At 54.9% G+C, this 15,557-nt stretch carries 19 protein-coding genes and 3 tRNA genes; 13 read left to right on the top strand and 9 right to left on the bottom strand.

The window, feature by feature from the left end:
• Positions 1-14 precede the first annotated feature (14 nt).
• Together AC07ED_RS07535 and AC07ED_RS07530 are read left to right on the top strand one after the other, a co-directional pair.
• Positions 15-695 carry a TRAP transporter small permease gene (locus AC07ED_RS07535; RefSeq protein ID WP_105235243.1) on the top strand — a complete coding sequence of 227 codons (681 nt, stop codon included), beginning with the start codon at positions 15-17 and terminating at the stop codon, positions 693-695.
• A 4-nt stretch (positions 696-699) separates the two neighbouring features.
• On the top strand, positions 700-2,121 hold the full coding sequence (locus AC07ED_RS07530; protein WP_105235242.1) for a TRAP transporter large permease: 1,422 nt from the start codon (positions 700-702) through the stop codon (positions 2,119-2,121).
• Positions 2,122-2,174: 53 nt separating this feature from the next.
• Here the strand turns inward: AC07ED_RS07530 and tpiA are convergent, their stop codons facing one another.
• Positions 2,175-2,924: a triose-phosphate isomerase gene (tpiA, locus tag AC07ED_RS07525; protein ID WP_105235241.1), complete on the bottom strand. Its 750-nt coding sequence runs from the start codon at positions 2,922-2,924 to the stop codon at positions 2,175-2,177.
• Positions 2,925-3,041: 117 nt separating this feature from the next.
• Here tpiA and AC07ED_RS07520 point away from each other — a divergent pair, with 117 nt between their 5' ends.
• The gene (locus AC07ED_RS07520; protein ID WP_105235240.1) at positions 3,042-3,959 is read left to right on the top strand and encodes an isopenicillin N synthase family dioxygenase; all 918 of its coding nucleotides are present in this window, start codon (positions 3,042-3,044) and stop codon (positions 3,957-3,959) included.
• Here AC07ED_RS07520 and AC07ED_RS07515 read toward each other — a convergent pair.
• The 3 genes from AC07ED_RS07515 to AC07ED_RS07505 are packed head-to-tail and all read right to left on the bottom strand — an operon-like array spanning position 3,945 to position 5,017.
• Positions 3,945-4,256 (bottom strand): TfoX/Sxy family protein, encoded by a 312-nt coding sequence (locus AC07ED_RS07515; RefSeq protein ID WP_105235239.1) that lies wholly within the window; start codon positions 4,254-4,256, stop codon positions 3,945-3,947. The genes AC07ED_RS07520 and AC07ED_RS07515 overlap by 15 nt on opposite strands.
• Positions 4,253-4,618: a HesB/IscA family protein gene (locus AC07ED_RS07510; RefSeq protein WP_105235238.1), complete on the bottom strand. Its 366-nt coding sequence runs from the start codon at positions 4,616-4,618 to the stop codon at positions 4,253-4,255. The genes AC07ED_RS07515 and AC07ED_RS07510 overlap by 4 nt, the downstream gene beginning before the upstream one ends.
• A gap of 36 nt (positions 4,619-4,654) precedes the next feature.
• Positions 4,655-5,017 (bottom strand): SUF system Fe-S cluster assembly protein, encoded by a 363-nt coding sequence (locus AC07ED_RS07505; protein ID WP_067548726.1) that lies wholly within the window; start codon positions 5,015-5,017, stop codon positions 4,655-4,657.
• Positions 5,018-5,223: 206 nt separating this feature from the next.
• Here AC07ED_RS07505 and AC07ED_RS07500 point away from each other — a divergent pair, with 206 nt between their 5' ends.
• From AC07ED_RS07500 to tgt, 3 genes are read left to right on the top strand one after another with little or no spacing between them, the layout of a single operon-like run.
• Entirely contained in the window at positions 5,224-5,751 is a 528-nt protein-coding gene (locus tag AC07ED_RS07500) for a GAF domain-containing protein (RefSeq protein WP_105235237.1), read from the top strand.
• Between the two features lies 1 nt (position 5,752).
• Positions 5,753-6,265 (top strand): hypothetical protein, encoded by a 513-nt coding sequence (locus tag AC07ED_RS07495; RefSeq protein ID WP_105235236.1) that lies wholly within the window; start codon positions 5,753-5,755, stop codon positions 6,263-6,265.
• Positions 6,266-6,323: 58 nt separating this feature from the next.
• Positions 6,324-7,451 carry a tRNA guanosine(34) transglycosylase Tgt gene (tgt, locus tag AC07ED_RS07490; RefSeq protein WP_074038977.1) on the top strand — a complete coding sequence of 376 codons (1,128 nt, stop codon included), beginning with the start codon at positions 6,324-6,326 and terminating at the stop codon, positions 7,449-7,451.
• Between the two features lie 3 nt (positions 7,452-7,454).
• Here the strand turns inward: tgt and AC07ED_RS07485 are convergent, their stop codons facing one another.
• From AC07ED_RS07485 to AC07ED_RS07475, 3 genes are all read right to left on the bottom strand, one after another.
• A complete protein-coding gene (locus AC07ED_RS07485) occupies positions 7,455-7,967 on the bottom strand; it encodes a hypothetical protein (protein WP_105235235.1) in 513 nt (170 codons plus the stop codon).
• Between the two features lie 11 nt (positions 7,968-7,978).
• Positions 7,979-8,491, bottom strand: a complete 513-nt coding sequence (locus AC07ED_RS07480; protein WP_105235234.1) for a GAF domain-containing protein — start codon at positions 8,489-8,491, stop codon at positions 7,979-7,981.
• A gap of 187 nt (positions 8,492-8,678) precedes the next feature.
• The gene (locus AC07ED_RS07475; protein WP_105235233.1) at positions 8,679-9,479 is read right to left on the bottom strand and encodes a hypothetical protein; all 801 of its coding nucleotides are present in this window, start codon (positions 9,477-9,479) and stop codon (positions 8,679-8,681) included.
• Between the two features lie 259 nt (positions 9,480-9,738).
• Here AC07ED_RS07475 and lon point away from each other — a divergent pair, with 259 nt between their 5' ends.
• The 6 genes from lon to AC07ED_RS07445 all read left to right on the top strand — a co-directional run bounded on the left by lon (position 9,739) and on the right by AC07ED_RS07445 (position 13,677).
• Complete coding sequence (gene lon, locus AC07ED_RS07470) at positions 9,739-12,150, top strand: endopeptidase La (protein ID WP_105235232.1); 2,412 nt, start codon at positions 9,739-9,741, stop codon at positions 12,148-12,150.
• A gap of 127 nt (positions 12,151-12,277) precedes the next feature.
• Positions 12,278-12,652 (top strand): HU family DNA-binding protein, encoded by a 375-nt coding sequence (locus AC07ED_RS07465; RefSeq protein WP_105235231.1) that lies wholly within the window; start codon positions 12,278-12,280, stop codon positions 12,650-12,652.
• An 18-nt stretch (positions 12,653-12,670) separates the two neighbouring features.
• Positions 12,671-12,746, top strand: a tRNA-Val gene (locus AC07ED_RS07460).
• A 58-nt stretch (positions 12,747-12,804) separates the two neighbouring features.
• Complete coding sequence (locus AC07ED_RS07455) at positions 12,805-13,383, top strand: histidine phosphatase family protein (protein ID WP_105235230.1); 579 nt, start codon at positions 12,805-12,807, stop codon at positions 13,381-13,383.
• Between the two features lie 52 nt (positions 13,384-13,435).
• A tRNA-Val gene (locus AC07ED_RS07450) sits at positions 13,436-13,511 on the top strand.
• 90 nt (positions 13,512-13,601) lie between these two features.
• Positions 13,602-13,677 (top strand) — tRNA-Ile (locus tag AC07ED_RS07445).
• A 126-nt stretch (positions 13,678-13,803) separates the two neighbouring features.
• Here the strand turns inward: AC07ED_RS07445 and AC07ED_RS07440 are convergent.
• Both AC07ED_RS07440 and AC07ED_RS07435 read right to left on the bottom strand, forming a co-directional pair.
• Positions 13,804-14,655, bottom strand: a complete 852-nt coding sequence (locus AC07ED_RS07440; RefSeq protein WP_158664524.1) for a hypothetical protein — start codon at positions 14,653-14,655, stop codon at positions 13,804-13,806.
• Between the two features lie 81 nt (positions 14,656-14,736).
• A complete protein-coding gene (locus AC07ED_RS07435) occupies positions 14,737-15,315 on the bottom strand; it encodes a TniQ family protein (RefSeq protein ID WP_158664523.1) in 579 nt (192 codons plus the stop codon).
• Between AC07ED_RS07435 and AC07ED_RS07430 the strand changes: the two genes are divergently transcribed.
• Positions 15,202-15,557: hypothetical protein (locus AC07ED_RS07430; RefSeq protein ID WP_478242219.1), on the top strand; the 356-nt coding region annotated here is incomplete at its 3' end. The genes AC07ED_RS07435 and AC07ED_RS07430 overlap by 114 nt on opposite strands.

The following is a 15,557-nucleotide window of genomic DNA, read 5'->3' as shown; positions in this document are numbered from 1 at the left end:
TGTAGGGGACTGTCATGGCGACAAAATATGTGCCCAAGGGGCCCGTATCGCGGGCAATCCACGAATTCGAAGAAACCTTTATCGCGCTCCTCTTGGGGCTGATGACATTGGTGACTTTTGCGAACGTGGTGCTGCGATATGCATTTAACTCTCAGTTGATCTGGGGGCTTGAGCTGGTTTTGATCCTGTTTGCGTGGCTTGTGCTGTTTGGCATCAGCTATGGTTTCAAGGTGACGATGCATTTGGGCGTGGACGCTATTTTGGCGATCGTGAATCCGCGTGTTCGGTTCGTTATGTCGTTGGCGGCGGCTGTGATCACCTTGGCGTATATGCTGCTTTTGCTCAAAGGGGCTTGGGATTACTGGGCACCGTTTGCGGGCTTTGACGCGACGAGTGGGCGTTGGTTCCCTACAGGGTTCGAAAACACTCGCGATCAAGGTTGGTATGAAACCGAGCAGATCCCGATCCCGTTCCTGCAAGGCTGGCTGGAGAACACCTTTAACGTAGGCGAACCCTACGAAAAGATGCCCCGCCTTGTTCCGTATTTCATTCTGCCGTTCGGCGCATTCCTGATGGTTGTTCGCGTGATCGAAGCCACCCTGCGTCTGATCAAGGCCGGTGACGGTTCGCTGATCGTCAGCCACGAAGCCGAGGATGCCGTCGAAGAAGTCGCGGCCCTCAACAAGGAGAACTGATCCGATGACCGTCGCACTCCTCTTTTTGATGATCGTCGGGCTGTTGCTCTTGGGCGCGCCGATTGCGGTGTCGCTGGGCTTCTCGTCGATCCTGTTCCTGCTGTTCTTCTCTGAGACCTCGCTCGCCTCTGTGGCGCAGTCGATGTATCAGGCGATGGCGGGGCATTATACGCTATTGGCGATCCCGTTCTTCATCCTCGCCTCGTCGTTCATGTCGACGGGTGGCGTGGCAAAGCGCATCATCCGTTTCTCGATTGCCTGTGTGGGTCACATGCAGGGCGGTCTGGCGATTGCGGGCGTGTTCGCCTGTATGATGTTCGCGGCTTTGTCGGGGTCTTCGCCTGCGACCGTGGTTGCGATTGGTTCCATCGTGATCGCAGCGATGCGTCAGGTTGGCTACACCAAGGAATTCGCAGCAGGCGTGATCTGTAACGCGGGCACCTTGGGCATCCTGATCCCGCCGTCGATCGTTATGGTGGTTTACGCCTCTGCGACCGACGTATCGGTTGGTCGTATGTTCCTTGCTGGTGTGATCCCAGGCATTTTGGCAGGTGTTATGCTCATGGTCACCATCTACGTCATGGCGCGTGTGAAAAACATGCCCAAGGGCGAATGGCAGGGCTGGGGCGAGATCGGCGCGTCGTTCAAAGATGCACTCTGGGGCCTGTTGCTGATCGTGATCATCATGGGCGGCATCTATGGCCACCCTTGGATCCGCTTTGAAGAAGGTGCGAGCCTGTTCTACTGGAAAGGTGGCGCGTTCACCCCGACTGAGGCTGCTGCCGTTGCTGCGATCTATTCGTTCATCGTTGCGACCTTTATCTACCGTGACATGGGTCCTCTGGCGGACGAAAACGGTGCGATCCCGCTGTGGAAGAAACCGCAGGCTTTGGTCACGGCGTTCTTTCACAAGGACACCCGCCGCACCTTGCTCGACTCCGGTAAGCTTACCATCACCCTGATGTTCATCATCGCGAACGCACTGATCCTCAAACACGTTCTGACCGACGAACAAATCCCGCAACATATCGCGGGGATGATGCTCGACGCTGGCTTTGGCCCGATCATGTTCCTGATCATGGTGAACGTGATCTTGCTGATCGGTGGTCAGTTCATGGAGCCGTCGGGTCTGATCGTGATCGTTGCGCCGCTGGTGTTCCCGATTGCGATGGAACTGGGCATCGACCCAATCCACCTCGGTATCATCATGGTCGTGAACATGGAGATAGGCATGATCACCCCGCCCGTTGGTCTGAACCTCTTTGTGACGTCGGGCGTGGCAGGGATGCCGATGATGAAAGTGGTCAAGGCCGCACTGCCGTTCCTCGCTGTGCTCTTTGTCTTCTTGATCCTGATCACCTACGTCCCTTGGATTTCGACGGTCTTGCCGACCAGTCTGATGGGACCAGAGATTGTGGTCCGCTAAAACGACAAACGGCGCCTCTCGGGGCGCCGTTTTTTATTGGGTGGGGTGGGGAGTTAAACGGCAGCTGCGAGCGCGTCGATGATCCCGCCAAAGTCTGCAGCCTTGAGGCTCGCGCCACCGACCAAGGCACCGTCCACATCCTGAACCGCAAAAATCTCTGCCGCGTTCGAAGGTTTTACAGAGCCACCGTAGAGCACGCGGAACGCATTGCCCGCATCGCCAAACCGTTTCACCAGTTCCGCACGGATAAAGCCGTGCACTTCGGCGATTTGGTCGAGGGTCGGAACCTTGCCCGTGCCAATCGCCCAAACGGGTTCGTAAGCGATCACGGTATTCGCGCCTGTCGCAGCATCAGGGGTCGATCCAGAGAGTTGCGTGCCGACGACATCAAGCGTCTTTCCGCCTTCGCGTTCGTCGAGCGTTTCACCGATGCAGATCACAGCGATCAGGCCAGCGGCAATTGCGGCTTCTGATTTCGCCAGAACGATGGCGTCCGTTTCACCATGGTCCGTACGGCGCTCAGAGTGGCCGAGGATCACGTGAGATGCGCCTGCATCAATCAGCATCTCAGCAGAGATATCGCCTGTATGCGCGCCGTTCGATTTCGCGTGGCAGTCCTGACCTCCAACGGCAACCGCGCTGCCCTTCGCCGTGTCAGCCATGCGCGCAACAAGCGTAGCCGGCGGGCACAAAAGGAGGTCCACTTTGGGCGCAGGGTAGGCCGCAGCGAGGGCGGTGACCTCTGCCAGGCTGCCTCCGGTTCCGTTCATTTTCCAGTTTCCGGCGGCGAGTTTGCGGCGCATGGGGGTCTCCTCAAATATGGTTGAACTAGGGTTAGCAACTGCCGCGAGAATGGAAAAGCCCTTGCGTTCGCTGGTCATATCTTAAAAAACGCGCCCCAACGTAAACCGGAGAGTGCCATGATCCCGCGTATTGACGCCGCAGCCTTGATTGATCCCACGCACGAGGGCCATGCAAAGGCCATCGCGGATGTGCGAGTAGGGGCGTCGGATGTCGGGTTCCTGACCATCTACAACACGCCGATTTCAGGCGATCGCGTGCGTGAGGTCATCGAAGGCTACCGCCAGTTTTTCCATCTGCCTGCCGCAGCCAAAGAAGCGGTCGATATGGCAAAAACGGGGTCTAACCGTGGATGGGGTGCGGCAGGGTCTGAGCAGGTCGATCCTGATGCGAACCCCGACTATAAACAGGTTTTCGACTGTGGTTTGGAATTGCCTGCTGGTGATCCTCTGTCCGAGGTGTCTGCCTATGCACCGAACCAGTGGCCCGAAACGCCCGCTGGTTTTGCCGATCTCCTGCGCGGTTATTACCGCGATGCGACGGGTTTTGCGCTTGATTTACTGAAATCGGTTGCGGGTGCGATTGGCGAAGATCGGGATTATTTCACCGATAAATTCTCCACCCCAATGGCGCTGTTGCGCGGGAATTTCTATCCAGAGCGGCCTGAATGGGCGACCGAAAAGGATTTCGGCATCGGCACGCATACGGACTACGGTTGTCTGACGCTCCTTGCCACGGACGGGTCGGATGGGTTGGAGGTGCGTCAGCGCGGTGGCGGCTGGATCGCGGTCAGCGCCGAACCCGGTGATTTCATCATCAACTTTGGTGAGATGCTAGAAATGTGGACTGATGGTCGTGTTGTTGCGACCCCGCACCGTGTGGTGGGTCAGGATCATGAACGAATTTCGGTGCCGCTGTTCTTTAACCCGAACCACGACACCAATGTTGCGCCGATCGGGTCAGGCAAAGTGATCCGTGCCGTTGATCATTTGCAGAAACGGTTCGATGAAACCTACCTGCACCTAAAGCGCGCGTAGGGCGCGGCGACCCCAGTCAGAGGCAAGATCTGGATCGTCCAGTGCGTCATCGGGCAGGGTCCAGTAATTCATTTCGCGTCCATCTTCGGTGCGGAACTTTTCTGAACCTTCGGCGGCAAGAGCTTCGGCAAAGTCGCCAGAGGCCTTGAGGTAATAGCGACCTTCGGCATTGATGATCGCGAAAATCTGGCCGTCCGCATAGATCGACAGCCCACCCATCATTTTCCGATGCGTGATTTTTCCAACGCCCGCGTAGAGTTCGTGAGCGAATGCGATATCCTCGTCAGAAATGCTCATTCCGATTGCGTGAGGTTTTCGTCGAATTTGATCGACTCACCGCAGCCGCAGGCATCCACAACGTTCGGGTTTTTGAATTTGAACCCAGATTCGAGGAGCGAGACCTCGTAGTCGATCTCTGTCCCAAAGAGGAACATCTGCGCCATCGGAGCGATCATGACACGGGCGCCGCCCTGTTCGACGACCTCGTCGAGCGGGTTCACCTCGTCCACGTAGTCCATGGTGTATTCCATGCCCGCGCAGCCGCCTTTTTTAACGCCAATGCGCAGCCCTTGATGCCCATCCTTGGCCATCAGTTTCGCGATTTGCGCCGCAGCGCGGTCGGTAATGGTTACGGCCTGTTTGCCAGGAATGCCGAACATCGGTCTCTCCTTGCCCCTTGCAGCGGGGCGGTCAGCTTACATAAAGCCCAGTTCGAGACGGGCCTCGTCGCTCATCATGTCCATGCCCCACTGGGGTTCCCATGTCAGTTCCACGTCGACGGATTTAACACCAGCCACAGGGCTGATCGCGTCGTAGAGCCAACCGGGCATCTCGCCTGCCACGGGGCAGCCGGGGGCGGTGAGGGTCATGATGATCTTAACATCATTTTCGTCATTAATCTTGATCGTATAGACCAGACCAAGATCAAAGATATTCACTGGAATTTCGGGGTCAAACACGGTGCGGCACGCCTCTACCACGCCGTCATAGAGCGGGTGGTCGGTTGTCGATGGTTCGATCAGCGGTGTGCCTTCGAGTTTGGCTTGAGAGTCAGTCATGTCACGGCCCTGTAAATTCCTGACCATTCATATAGGTTTTAATCCCGTCAGGGTAAAGACCAGCAATGCGCCGTTATTGTTTCTGTGGTAGCAATAAATTTCGCGCCAGAGTAGCATTGTGAAATAGATCGCTACAACTTTTTGAGATTCTCCCTATTTCCGCCACAACTTATTGGTAAATATTAACCACTGGTGAGGGTAGAGATATGTTTGCATGGTCTTTCGACGGGTTTGTGTCGCGACATGGAATTGCTGGGGCTCTTCGTCAGCTCCAGATGGAACGCTTTGGTGATTTTGACGATATCGCTCGTTTTGCAGGGATGTCTTCGCATCGTGCGGCGGCGAGCGTGTATTTATGTTGGGAAAACGAAGTCGTCGTTATCGGTGGCTACAACCTCAAACGCAGCCAAGTTCGTCGCACCGTTCCCGACTACGATTTCAAAGATGGTTTCGCGGAATACGAAGATGCGATTTGTCAGTTGAAATTGGGGAACAACTTCAGTGCATTGGCGCCTGATGTTCGTGCGTTGGCGTTGTGTGAGATGACGTATCAGGGCCAATCGATTGGGGGCATAGCGGTGCATTCGCCGCGTGTCCTTGACCCGTTGACGGAAAATCAGCGGACCGTTTTGAAGGACCTTGCGCAGACCGCACAGGAACTGGTCATGCGTCGGGCGCGGTTGAAATTCATCGCTTATCAATTGCATTCCGAACCTGTCTCATACGGAGCGTGACATGCCGAGAACCCGTATCATTACAGCAGAGAGCACTCGGGCGAAATTGGCGGAATTGGGGATCCAACGGACCGAGAGCTATGATCGTGCCGCGCGGATTGCGACCCTTTCTGTCGATGGCGATCACGGCGCGATTTGGCTGTATTTGCCCGATAACGAGGACATGATGATCGGTGGGCATAAGGTTCCGAGCAATGTTGTGATGCTCGATCAAACCCGCCTGACCAATGCAGAGAAGATTTTCCTTTTAGACTTGGACCCAAATGCTCATCCAGATCATCCAATGATCAATGGCGTTGCGGGAAACTGTCGGTCTGTCATGGCAATCCCATTGGTCGATATGGCGGTGGTGGTTGGTCAAATCACCATCGGGTTTGAGCGGCCAGCCGAAGAGGTCGCCGACGAGGCCGCAGAGATTGCGTCACTCTGGGCCGAGATCGTAATGTCCAGTTTGGTGGAACATTCGAATATCAAGGCCATGCTGAATGATCTAACCGCGGCCTACAGCGCCTGATCATCTTTTCATCTGGCTCGGAACGGCGTATCAGCACACGGTCCGACCGGAGAGAGATATGACCCGTTTTTCATTCGACCTGAACGCAACTGATGGCAAGGCCCGCACAGGTGTGATCCACACGCCGCGCGGCGATATTCGCACACCTGCTTTTATGCCCGTTGGGACGGCGGCCACGGTAAAGGCGATGATGCCTGAAAGCGTCGCGGCGACGGGGGCGGATATCCTTCTGGGCAATACATATCATTTGATGCTGCGACCAACGGCCGAGCGGATTGATCGTTTGGGCGGTCTGCACAAGTTTATGAACTGGGACAAACCGATCCTGACCGATAGCGGCGGATTTCAGGTGATGTCTCTCGCGGATCTTCGGAAGCTGACCGAAGAGGGCGTAACCTTCCGCAGCCACGTTGACGGGTCGAAACATTTCCTGACACCAGAGCGGTCGATGGAAATCCAAAAACTCCTCGGCTCTGACATCGTGATGTGTTTTGACGAATGTCCTGCGCTGCCTGCCGATGATCAGCGTGTCGCTGAATCGATGCGCCTTTCGATGCGGTGGGCCCAGCGGAGCCGCGATGCTTTTGGCGACCGTCCGGGGCATGCTCTGTTTGGGATTATGCAGGGCGGGGTGACGCCGCATCTGCGCGAGGAATCTGCCAAGGCCTTGGTCGATATCGGCTTTGATGGTTATGCCGTGGGCGGACTTGCCGTGGGTGAGGGGCAGGAGGCCATGTTCGGCGTTCTGGACTATGCGCCTGATTACCTGCCGACCGATAAGCCGCGCTACCTCATGGGCGTTGGTAAGCCTGACGACATCGTGGGAGCGGTTAAACGTGGGATCGATATGATGGACTGCGTGCTGCCGTCACGGTCGGGGCGCACGGGGCAGGCTTGGACCCGACGTGGTCAAGTGAATATCAAAAACGCCCGCCATCAGGACGATCCGCGTCCGCTCGATGAACATTGCACGTGCCCTGCGTGCCGCAACTACAGCCGCGCCTATTTGCACCATGTGTTCCGTGCCGGAGAGATGATTTCGGGGATGCTGCTGACGTGGCACAACCTGCATTACTACCAAGAGATCATGCAGGGTATGCGCGACGCGATTGCCGAGGGTCGCTTTGCCGCCTGGGAAGCTGCGTTCCATGCGCAGCGTGCTGAGGGCGATATTGAACCCGTTTAGGGCTTATCGTACTACAGCTTGCATTTCACCGAGGATCTTGCGGGCATTTGCGCGTCCTCGCAGGACAGAGATCGTCAGGTCGCGCAGAGAGAATAGGGTGTCGACCAATTCGGGCGATGGCTCTCCGACGCGGGTTTCGAAGGCCATCGCGACATAGCCGACCTTTTGTTTTTTGTAGGTGATGTCGAGGTAATATCCGCTGCGCATACTCGCCAATTCGCCGTTAATCAGCGGGTAATTAATCACTGCTGCCTTTTCGTCCGAGATCGGTTCATAAAGGACCTTACCCGCTAAATCGCGATGCAAAAAAGGCGGCTCTGGTAGCGGTGAGGGTGTGTTATGTGATCCGAGGAGCATTTGGTTGCCTTTGAGGACAAGCCAGAACGCTGACATATTTGCGCCCGTCGCATAGGCAAACATAGCAGCAATGTTATTATAGTGCTCGCCCGGACTGATCCCGACTTTAATCAGCTCGTCTTCGCTATCGGCATTGCTGAGGAGTTCGAGAATGTCCATGATCGTCCGTTCTAAAAGTTCGAAAGACTAAAGGCGTTCATGAGCGTAGTCTTTAATCTGGCTTTGGTTTCGACCACGCAGGCAGCAAGCTGGGCGGCTTGAACAAGGAAGTCCTTCTGCGACTCTGTGAGGGCGGCGCAGTCCTGATAATCGTGGACGCTGATACCGCCAACCGTCTCACCAGCGACGTTGATGGTCGCCATAGTGAACGATTTCATCTGGGCTATCGTTTGCGGATCCGAATTGGTGCTCTGCAGGACGAAATCAGACAGTTCTACAATCGGCTGTTGCAGGATCGGCCCGTAAAGAGACCGCTTCATTCGCATACAGACGGGGTTGTAGCTGCCGATCGTGTACACTTCGTCTGCGGAGTAGAGAACGATGTTAACATGCGGGCGTTTTGTGACTTTAGCACAGCTCCGCGCCAATTGGTCTAGGACGGGCGAATTGGTTAACTCAACTTTCTCCAAGACATCTTGGGGTGTCGCTACAGCGAGCATATCATCAAGGGTAATAGAGGTCATGGAGTTTCGCTAGCTTCTCTACGGCACATTCAGGCCGTCGCCGCAGTATACCATCAAGGTTAGATAGTTTAGTGCACTAACGTATAGTTGTGTGGGTGAATTCGTGTAGTTTAAATAATTGATTTTTTGGGAAAATTTTAGGTCGGTTGTGTGGCGCTTTGCCACGCTCGGCCTTAGACCTAATTTGTTATGCGTATTTTGTGGCGGTCAGTTTCGGTTTTGGCTGCAGCTTCATCGCGCGTTTTCCCTTGAGCGCGGCGGACACGCCGTCGATGCCCATCCCGATTTGATTGTCGAACCAACGTGCGAGGGCGATCCTTGGGGGGAGGGCGTCTTGTTCGATCTGTGTCTCGACCAGACAGAGGCCGTCGTCGATTTCCGCGATGGCGATTGTGACGGTCATGTCGTCGCGTCCGAGGGGTTCTTCGCGTTCGAGGAAATAGCGGCAGTAGTTCCCCGTGGTTTTTGCAACAAAGGTCAGCGTCATTTCTTCGGCGAGCCCTGTTTCGTCGCGGAAGCGGAGGTAGACTGTGTCAGGGTCTTCGGGGTCGCGGTTGTAGTCGATTAGGTCTGGGTTCCAGAAATCGGACGGGTGGCCTTCGGCGGGGACAAGGCTGATCCAAACGTCTTCGGCTTGGCCGCCGAGTTCGCCCTTGTGATGCGCAAAAACCGAGAGGTTGAGGCCGAGGGCGTCTGACCAATGGCCATACAAAATGCTGTGAGAGAGAAACGCGAGGCCGACGATGGCAGGGGGGAGGGCGTCCGCAGGGATCGGGATCAGTGCGGCGACGAACAGTCCCACTGCGCCGCTTTCGCAGGCTTTGCGATATTTGGGCATGGCGTAGACCATGTAAAGGGCGGCAATGGCGGCAGCGAGGCCTGCCAAGAGCGCAGCCACAGTTGGGCCAGATATCAAAATTGCGCCAAAAAGCGTGAAGACAGCCGTGAACGCTACACGACGATAATGATGGCCCAGGAACTCTTTCATATGATTAGCCTATCCCGTTCGGGGGTAATGAAATCAGAAGTAATCCCCTATTGGTTGCCGATGAATGTGTCCTGCAAAGGGCGAAAGGGCGGTATTTTACGGAACTGGCCCTTGCCCCCGTTCGCGGCAAAAGGCACATTGGAATAAACGGGGATGCTTGAAACTGGGGTCGCTTCGGCCCATCTGTATCCTCTAGTGGAAACGATTGCGGTTGCCGAAATGCGGGGCCTGATCGTTTTGCCAAAAAAAGGACAAGAGCATGGAAGAAACCTTCAGCACCTCCTATCCCGTCCTGCCGCTGCGCGATATCGTTGTGTTCCCTCACATGATCGTGCCGCTGTTCGTCGGGCGTGAGAAATCGGTGCGGGCACTCGAAGAAGTGATGCAGGACGACAAGCAGATTTTGCTGTCGAGCCAGATTGACCCTTCGCAGGATGATCCAACCACAAAGGACATTTACCAGACGGGTGTTCTGGCGAATGTGCTGCAATTGCTGAAACTGCCTGATGGCACCGTAAAGGTGCTCGTCGAGGGTAAGAAACGCGTTCGGATCACAGAGTTTGTCGAGAACGACAGCTTCTTTGAAGCGATGGCCGACGAACTGATCGAAATTCCGGGTGCCGAGGACGAATTGGCGGCCCTCGTGCGGTCGGTTGGCGAAGAATTCGAACGTTACGCGAAGATCAAAAAGAACATCCCCGAAGAGGCGCTGGCCGCGGTCAGCGACACGACTGAGCCCGCGAAATTGGCAGACCTCGTGGCGGGCCACTTGGGTGTTGATGTTCAGCAGAAACAATCATTGCTAGAAACGTTGCCGATCAGCGAACGTCTGGAAAAGGTCTATGGCCTGATGCAGGGCGAAATGTCTGTGCTGCAGGTCGAGAAAAAGATCAAAACCCGCGTGAAGTCCCAGATGGAGCGGACACAGCGCGAATATTATCTGAACGAACAGATGAAGGCGATCCAGCGCGAGTTGGGCGATGGCGAGGATGGCGCGAACGAAATCGCCGAACTCGAAGAAAAGATCGCTGCGACGAAGCTGTCGAAAGAGGCCAAGGAAAAGGCCGACGCTGAGGTTAAGAAGCTCAAGAACATGTCGCCGATGTCCGCAGAGGCAACGGTGGTGCGCAACTACCTTGACTGGATGCTGAATATTCCGTGGGGCACAAAATCCCGCGTGAAAAAGGACTTGGGTCGGGCCGAGGAAATCCTCGACGCCGAACACTATGGTCTGGAAAAGGTCAAAGAGCGGATCGTCGAATACCTCGCAGTGCAATCGCGCAGTGCGAAACTGAAGGGGCCGATCATGTGCCTCGTCGGTCCTCCGGGCGTTGGTAAAACCTCGTTGGGTAAATCGATTGCAAAGGCCACGGGGCGCGAGTTCATCCGCATCAGCCTTGGCGGTGTGCGCGATGAATCTGAAATCCGCGGCCACCGTCGGACCTATATCGGCTCTATGCCCGGTAAGATCATTCAGGCGCTGAAAAAGGCCAAGACCACGAACCCGCTGATCCTTCTCGATGAGATCGATAAGATGGGGCAGGATTTCCGTGGCGACCCGGCGTCGGCCATGCTTGAGGTGCTCGATCCAGAACAGAACTCGACCTTTGTGGACCACTACCTTGAGGTAGAATACGACCTGTCGAATGTGATGTTCCTGACCACGTCGAACAGCTATAACATGCCTGGTCCGCTTCTCGATCGGATGGAGATCATCCCGCTCTCTGGCTACACCGAAGATGAAAAACGTGAGATCGCGAAGCAGCATCTTTTGGCTAAGCAGATCAAGAACCACGGCCTCCACGCCAAAGAGTTCGAGATCACAGACGATGCGCTGACCGCGATCATCCAGACCTACACCCGCGAGGCTGGTGTGCGTAACCTCGAGCGCGAGATCGCAAAGGTTGCCCGCAAGGCCGTGACCAAGATCGTGAAAAAGGAAACCGATCGCGTTCAAGTGACGGCTGAGAACCTTGATGATTTCCTTGGCGTGCCGCGTCACCGCTTTGGCCTCGCTGAGAAAGAGGATCAGGTCGGTGTTGTGACAGGTTTGGCCTACACCTCGGTCGGTGGTGAGTTGTTGCAGATCGAAGCCCTTCGTTTGCCGGGTAAAGGTCGGATGAAAACCACGGGTAAGCTTGGCGATGTGATGAAGGAATCGATCGAGGCGGCATCGTCTTATGTGCGGTCGATCTCACCACAGCTCGGGGTGAAACCACCGCGTTTCGATAAGCTGGACATCCACGTCCACGTGCCCGATGGCGCAACGCCCAAGGATGGTCCGTCGGCTGGTCTGGCTATGGTCACTGCGATTGTGTCAGTTCTGACCCAGATCCCTGTCCGCAAGGACATCGCGATGACGGGTGAGGTGACACTGCGTGGCAATGCGACTGCGATTGGTGGGTTGAAAGAGAAACTCTTGGCGGCGCTGCGCGGTGGTATCAAAACCGTGCTGATCCCTGAAGAGAACGTCAAAGACCTGCCAGAGATTCCAGACAACGTGAAATCTGGACTGGAGATCATTCCAGTCACCCACGTGTCGGAGGTTCTAAAACATGCTTTGATCGCAGAGCCCGTGCCCGTCGAATGGGATGAGGAGGCGGAAGAAGAAGCCGCCGCCGCCCGCGCCCTCGCCAAAGGCGAAGATGGGGCAGGGGCCATCGCACATTAATGGAAAGGGGCGCCGCGAGGCGCCCTTTTTTATTGGAAAATCATATCATTTTAAGTGAATACCCCCTGCACAACCATCAGCGGAGTTGTTAGGGTGGAAACAATCAATCTATTTGAGGCAATTTATTATGGCGACCACCGCTAAAACCACCAAACGCAAACCCGCAGCCGTCCAAGAGGTACCTGAGGCAACGCAGGCGACCGAGAGCGAAACATCCTCTGTTGTGGTGAAGAAACCTGAATTCATCGACCGCGTCGTTGCGCGCTCTGGTCTCAAGAAAAAAGACGTCAAACCCGCGCTGGAAGCGATCCTTTCGCAATTGGGCGAGGAACTGACCGAGGACAAAGAATTGTCGCTGCCGCCTTTCGGCAAGATCATGGTAAACCGCACCAAAGACACCGCAAACGGCACCGTTGTTATCGCGAAAGTGAAACTGTCAAAGCCCGTTGTGAAGGTTGATGGAAATTCTTCGGAAACCCCTCTTGCGGATGAAGACGAGTAAGGGTAATCACGCCGCCACGGGTCGTTAGCTCAGTTGGTAGAGCGCTTCGTTTACACCGAAGATGTCGGGAGTTCGAGTCTCTCACGACCCACCAGAATACAAGGCGCATCCCACGGGTTGCGCCTTTTGTTTTTTGGTGGATAAGTCACGCCATGACCCTGCCTGAGCTTTACATCATCCGCCATGGTGAAACCGAATGGAACCGCGCTGCGCGTATGCAGGGCGGGCTGGATTCGGCGCTGACAGAGTTGGGCCGTGCGCAGGCGGATCAGGTTGCTGCCACGCTTGCGGGCGTTATCCATCCTGACACCCATGATTTATGGAGCAGTCCGCAGGGTCGCGCCTTGGCCACGGCTGAACCGATATCAAAGGCAACGGGTTGTCCCGTGGTCCCTGTCGATGGTTTGCGTGAAATCCACATGGGCGACTGGGTTGGATTGTCGCGATCAGAGATCGACGCGAAATGGCCAGCGCCGTCGCCAGATGAACATTTCATCGAATTTTACCGTCGCGCGCCCAATGCGGAGACCTTTCCAGCACTATGGGAGCGTGTTGGTCAGGTATTGGACCACATCCGTCGCCCGACGGTGATTATCACCCACGGTTTTACCTCGCGCTTCTTGCGGACGCGGGCGTTGGGGCTGAGCCTTGACGATATTGGCCAGGTCGACGGCGGTCAGGGCGTTATTTTTCGGATAAAAAACGGCCAACACGAGATTTTTGAAAAATAGATGACATTGGGGTCTTGCCCCTTTGATAATCTGCGGCTACTTACGCCGCCACGGGTCGTTAGCTCAGTTGGTAGAGCGCTTCGTTTACACCGAAGATGTCGGGAGTTCGAGTCTCTCACGACCCACCATTTCCCTCACATTCATAACCGCTTATAGCCTGTGAATTCGTGTGCGTTCCGCATTGACGCGTCTGGCACAGGATTGTAGCAAGCGAACGGGGGCCTGTAGCTCAATGGTTAGAGCAGAGCGCTCATAACGCTTTGGTTGCGGGTTCAAATCCTGCCGGGCCTACCAATTTTTCCCCATTTGTTGATAAACTATAAGCTTGCTCGCTTTTTTGCCTATTTTAGGCGATTTGGGGCGGGGGTTTGGGTTTATCTATATGATTTTGCTTATCTATCTGGACCCTGAGGTGAGCAATTATTTAGTCTGTTTATCGACCATATCATCACGGAATCTATCTACGTCTGACTTCTGAACGACCAAGCCGTTGAACCCTTCGGTCATACGGCCAACCTTCAGGTCACCGTTCAGGATCAAATCAATCAGGAAAGTGAGTGGTTTCTTTATCCGATTGCTTGATTGCAATAGGCGCTCCCATCCTTGGGCGTCCTGCAAAGGGATCGCATTTTTCTGCAGTGATGCCAGGAATTCGGCAGCTTCTTTGACGCTCCACTTCTTCCGAATTTTTTCATCAGATGTGCGCGGTACGATGTGCCCCTCAAGGATCAATTTTTCAACTTCGGCTTTCGTGGCATGGAGCGTCTTGATCACATCTCCGATGGTCACAAGGCTGGCGGCCTCTTCAATGATGTGTATGTATTCCTTCGCGTCGAAGGTTTTTCTATTGAATGGACGCTTATCGTCGTGCTGCAGCGCGCCTGCATTAATGAGGTATGCTTCCATAAGTTGAGGTTTTGTTCCGACTTTACCTGCGGCTGATGTGACGGAGTGCAGGATCCGCTCCTGAAGTGGTTCCCCAAGGACGATCTCACCGTCATCGAAATCCCAAATTTTCAAAAGCACATCTCGGAAAATTCTCTGGTAAGTGGAGAATGCGGGGTTCGTGCAGTAAAGTTCGTTAAAAGAGTGGTAAAGCTTGCCATAAGTCGCACTCTTATCCCGTAAGCCAGAATGAGTGGCCTCGGAAAGCTCAATGAGTATCGCTTCGATTGCGGCTTCTCCCTTGCGCATAATTGCGAAGGCCGTGTTGTATGCGGTCGAACTATTGGGCGTCTTTGTCTTTAGGGTCTGACCTCTAAGCTTTTCCACCTCAGCTCCAAGCAATTTACCGAATGTAAGCGAGGCATGGAGAGGTTGGCTGGCCAGCCATGTGTCGTCGGCACCTGTGTCTTACTTTGTGTCGAGCCAGAGATCGAATTCAGTAATCTCGCAAATGTCCTGATCGAAAGCCCCCGATAATATCTTTGGTGCAATCTCGTTGATCCGCGCTTGATAATCGTATCGTTTCAATACGGCGCCGGCCTCCCAAAGAACCACGAGGGGGTGAGAATGACGTATGCAGGCTGTGACGCTTCGTAGTTGCCAGTGGCCTCGCATCGCCATGTTCTCTGCAGGTGTCCCCTTCTTACCCTCATGGTCTTCTCTAAGACAAATGGGGCAGCCTCGAACAGGTGGGCTTCGAAGCGTTCTAGAACCGTGATCCTCACCTCTAAATCTCTGTTTTACCTCTCCAATGCTCATGCCAGTCCAAGACTTCATTTCTTCAAATTGAGCGTCGGATAGACCGCCCCAATATGCGAGCTCTGCAAGGGCAGTGTCGTCATCTTGAGACAGTTTCCGAAGGCTGGTCCCCATATGAAGTGCGAACTTTCGGGTTGTCGTTTTGCGCATCGCAGCCAGGCGAGAGATGAACGAGGGGATGGTTTCGCGATGCACTGGCGTGGGGCGCAGGGGGAATTTCTGGGTCATGAGAAAGATCATAAATATGAAAGTGAATTACGACCTTTCCTGTTGGGGGCAGAAAAGTCTAGCGGGTCCGCCAAAGGTGTAGGAACTTTCGGCCCTATCCGGACGTTCGTGTTGCTCGCAGCGAACGTCCGTTTTCCGCCGATGCTGTTGAAAAAGTCTTTGTTGCAGCGCGGCAAGTCCTTTGATTCACTCGAATATGAGGGGATTGGAGGATTTCGTCATGATGGGCACCCAAACGGCAC

The sequence above is a fragment of the Aestuarium zhoushanense genome (genome assembly GCF_056431045.1).
Note: the sequence above shows the minus strand (reverse complement) of the source record. Positions and strands in the feature narration are given on the sequence as shown.

Coding starts and splice junctions, on each gene's coding strand:
- AC07ED_RS07535 (WP_105235243.1), top strand. CDS start 15: ATGGCGACAAAATATGTGCCCAAGGGGCCCGTATCGCGGGCAATCCAC.
- AC07ED_RS07530 (WP_105235242.1), top strand. CDS start 700: ATGACCGTCGCACTCCTCTTTTTGATGATCGTCGGGCTGTTGCTCTTG.
- tpiA (WP_105235241.1), bottom strand. CDS start 2,924: ATGCGCCGCAAACTCGCCGCCGGAAACTGGAAAATGAACGGAACCGGA.
- AC07ED_RS07520 (WP_105235240.1), top strand. CDS start 3,042: ATGATCCCGCGTATTGACGCCGCAGCCTTGATTGATCCCACGCACGAG.
- AC07ED_RS07515 (WP_105235239.1), bottom strand. CDS start 4,256: ATGAGCATTTCTGACGAGGATATCGCATTCGCTCACGAACTCTACGCG.
- AC07ED_RS07510 (WP_105235238.1), bottom strand. CDS start 4,618: ATGTTCGGCATTCCTGGCAAACAGGCCGTAACCATTACCGACCGCGCT.
- AC07ED_RS07505 (WP_067548726.1), bottom strand. CDS start 5,017: ATGACTGACTCTCAAGCCAAACTCGAAGGCACACCGCTGATCGAACCA.
- AC07ED_RS07500 (WP_105235237.1), top strand. CDS start 5,224: ATGTTTGCATGGTCTTTCGACGGGTTTGTGTCGCGACATGGAATTGCT.
- AC07ED_RS07495 (WP_105235236.1), top strand. CDS start 5,753: ATGCCGAGAACCCGTATCATTACAGCAGAGAGCACTCGGGCGAAATTG.
- tgt (WP_074038977.1), top strand. CDS start 6,324: ATGACCCGTTTTTCATTCGACCTGAACGCAACTGATGGCAAGGCCCGC.
- AC07ED_RS07485 (WP_105235235.1), bottom strand. CDS start 7,967: ATGGACATTCTCGAACTCCTCAGCAATGCCGATAGCGAAGACGAGCTG.
- AC07ED_RS07480 (WP_105235234.1), bottom strand. CDS start 8,491: ATGACCTCTATTACCCTTGATGATATGCTCGCTGTAGCGACACCCCAA.
- AC07ED_RS07475 (WP_105235233.1), bottom strand. CDS start 9,479: ATGAAAGAGTTCCTGGGCCATCATTATCGTCGTGTAGCGTTCACGGCT.
- lon (WP_105235232.1), top strand. CDS start 9,739: ATGGAAGAAACCTTCAGCACCTCCTATCCCGTCCTGCCGCTGCGCGAT.
- AC07ED_RS07465 (WP_105235231.1), top strand. CDS start 12,278: ATGGCGACCACCGCTAAAACCACCAAACGCAAACCCGCAGCCGTCCAA.
- AC07ED_RS07455 (WP_105235230.1), top strand. CDS start 12,805: ATGACCCTGCCTGAGCTTTACATCATCCGCCATGGTGAAACCGAATGG.
- AC07ED_RS07435 (WP_158664523.1), bottom strand. CDS start 15,315: ATGACCCAGAAATTCCCCCTGCGCCCCACGCCAGTGCATCGCGAAACC.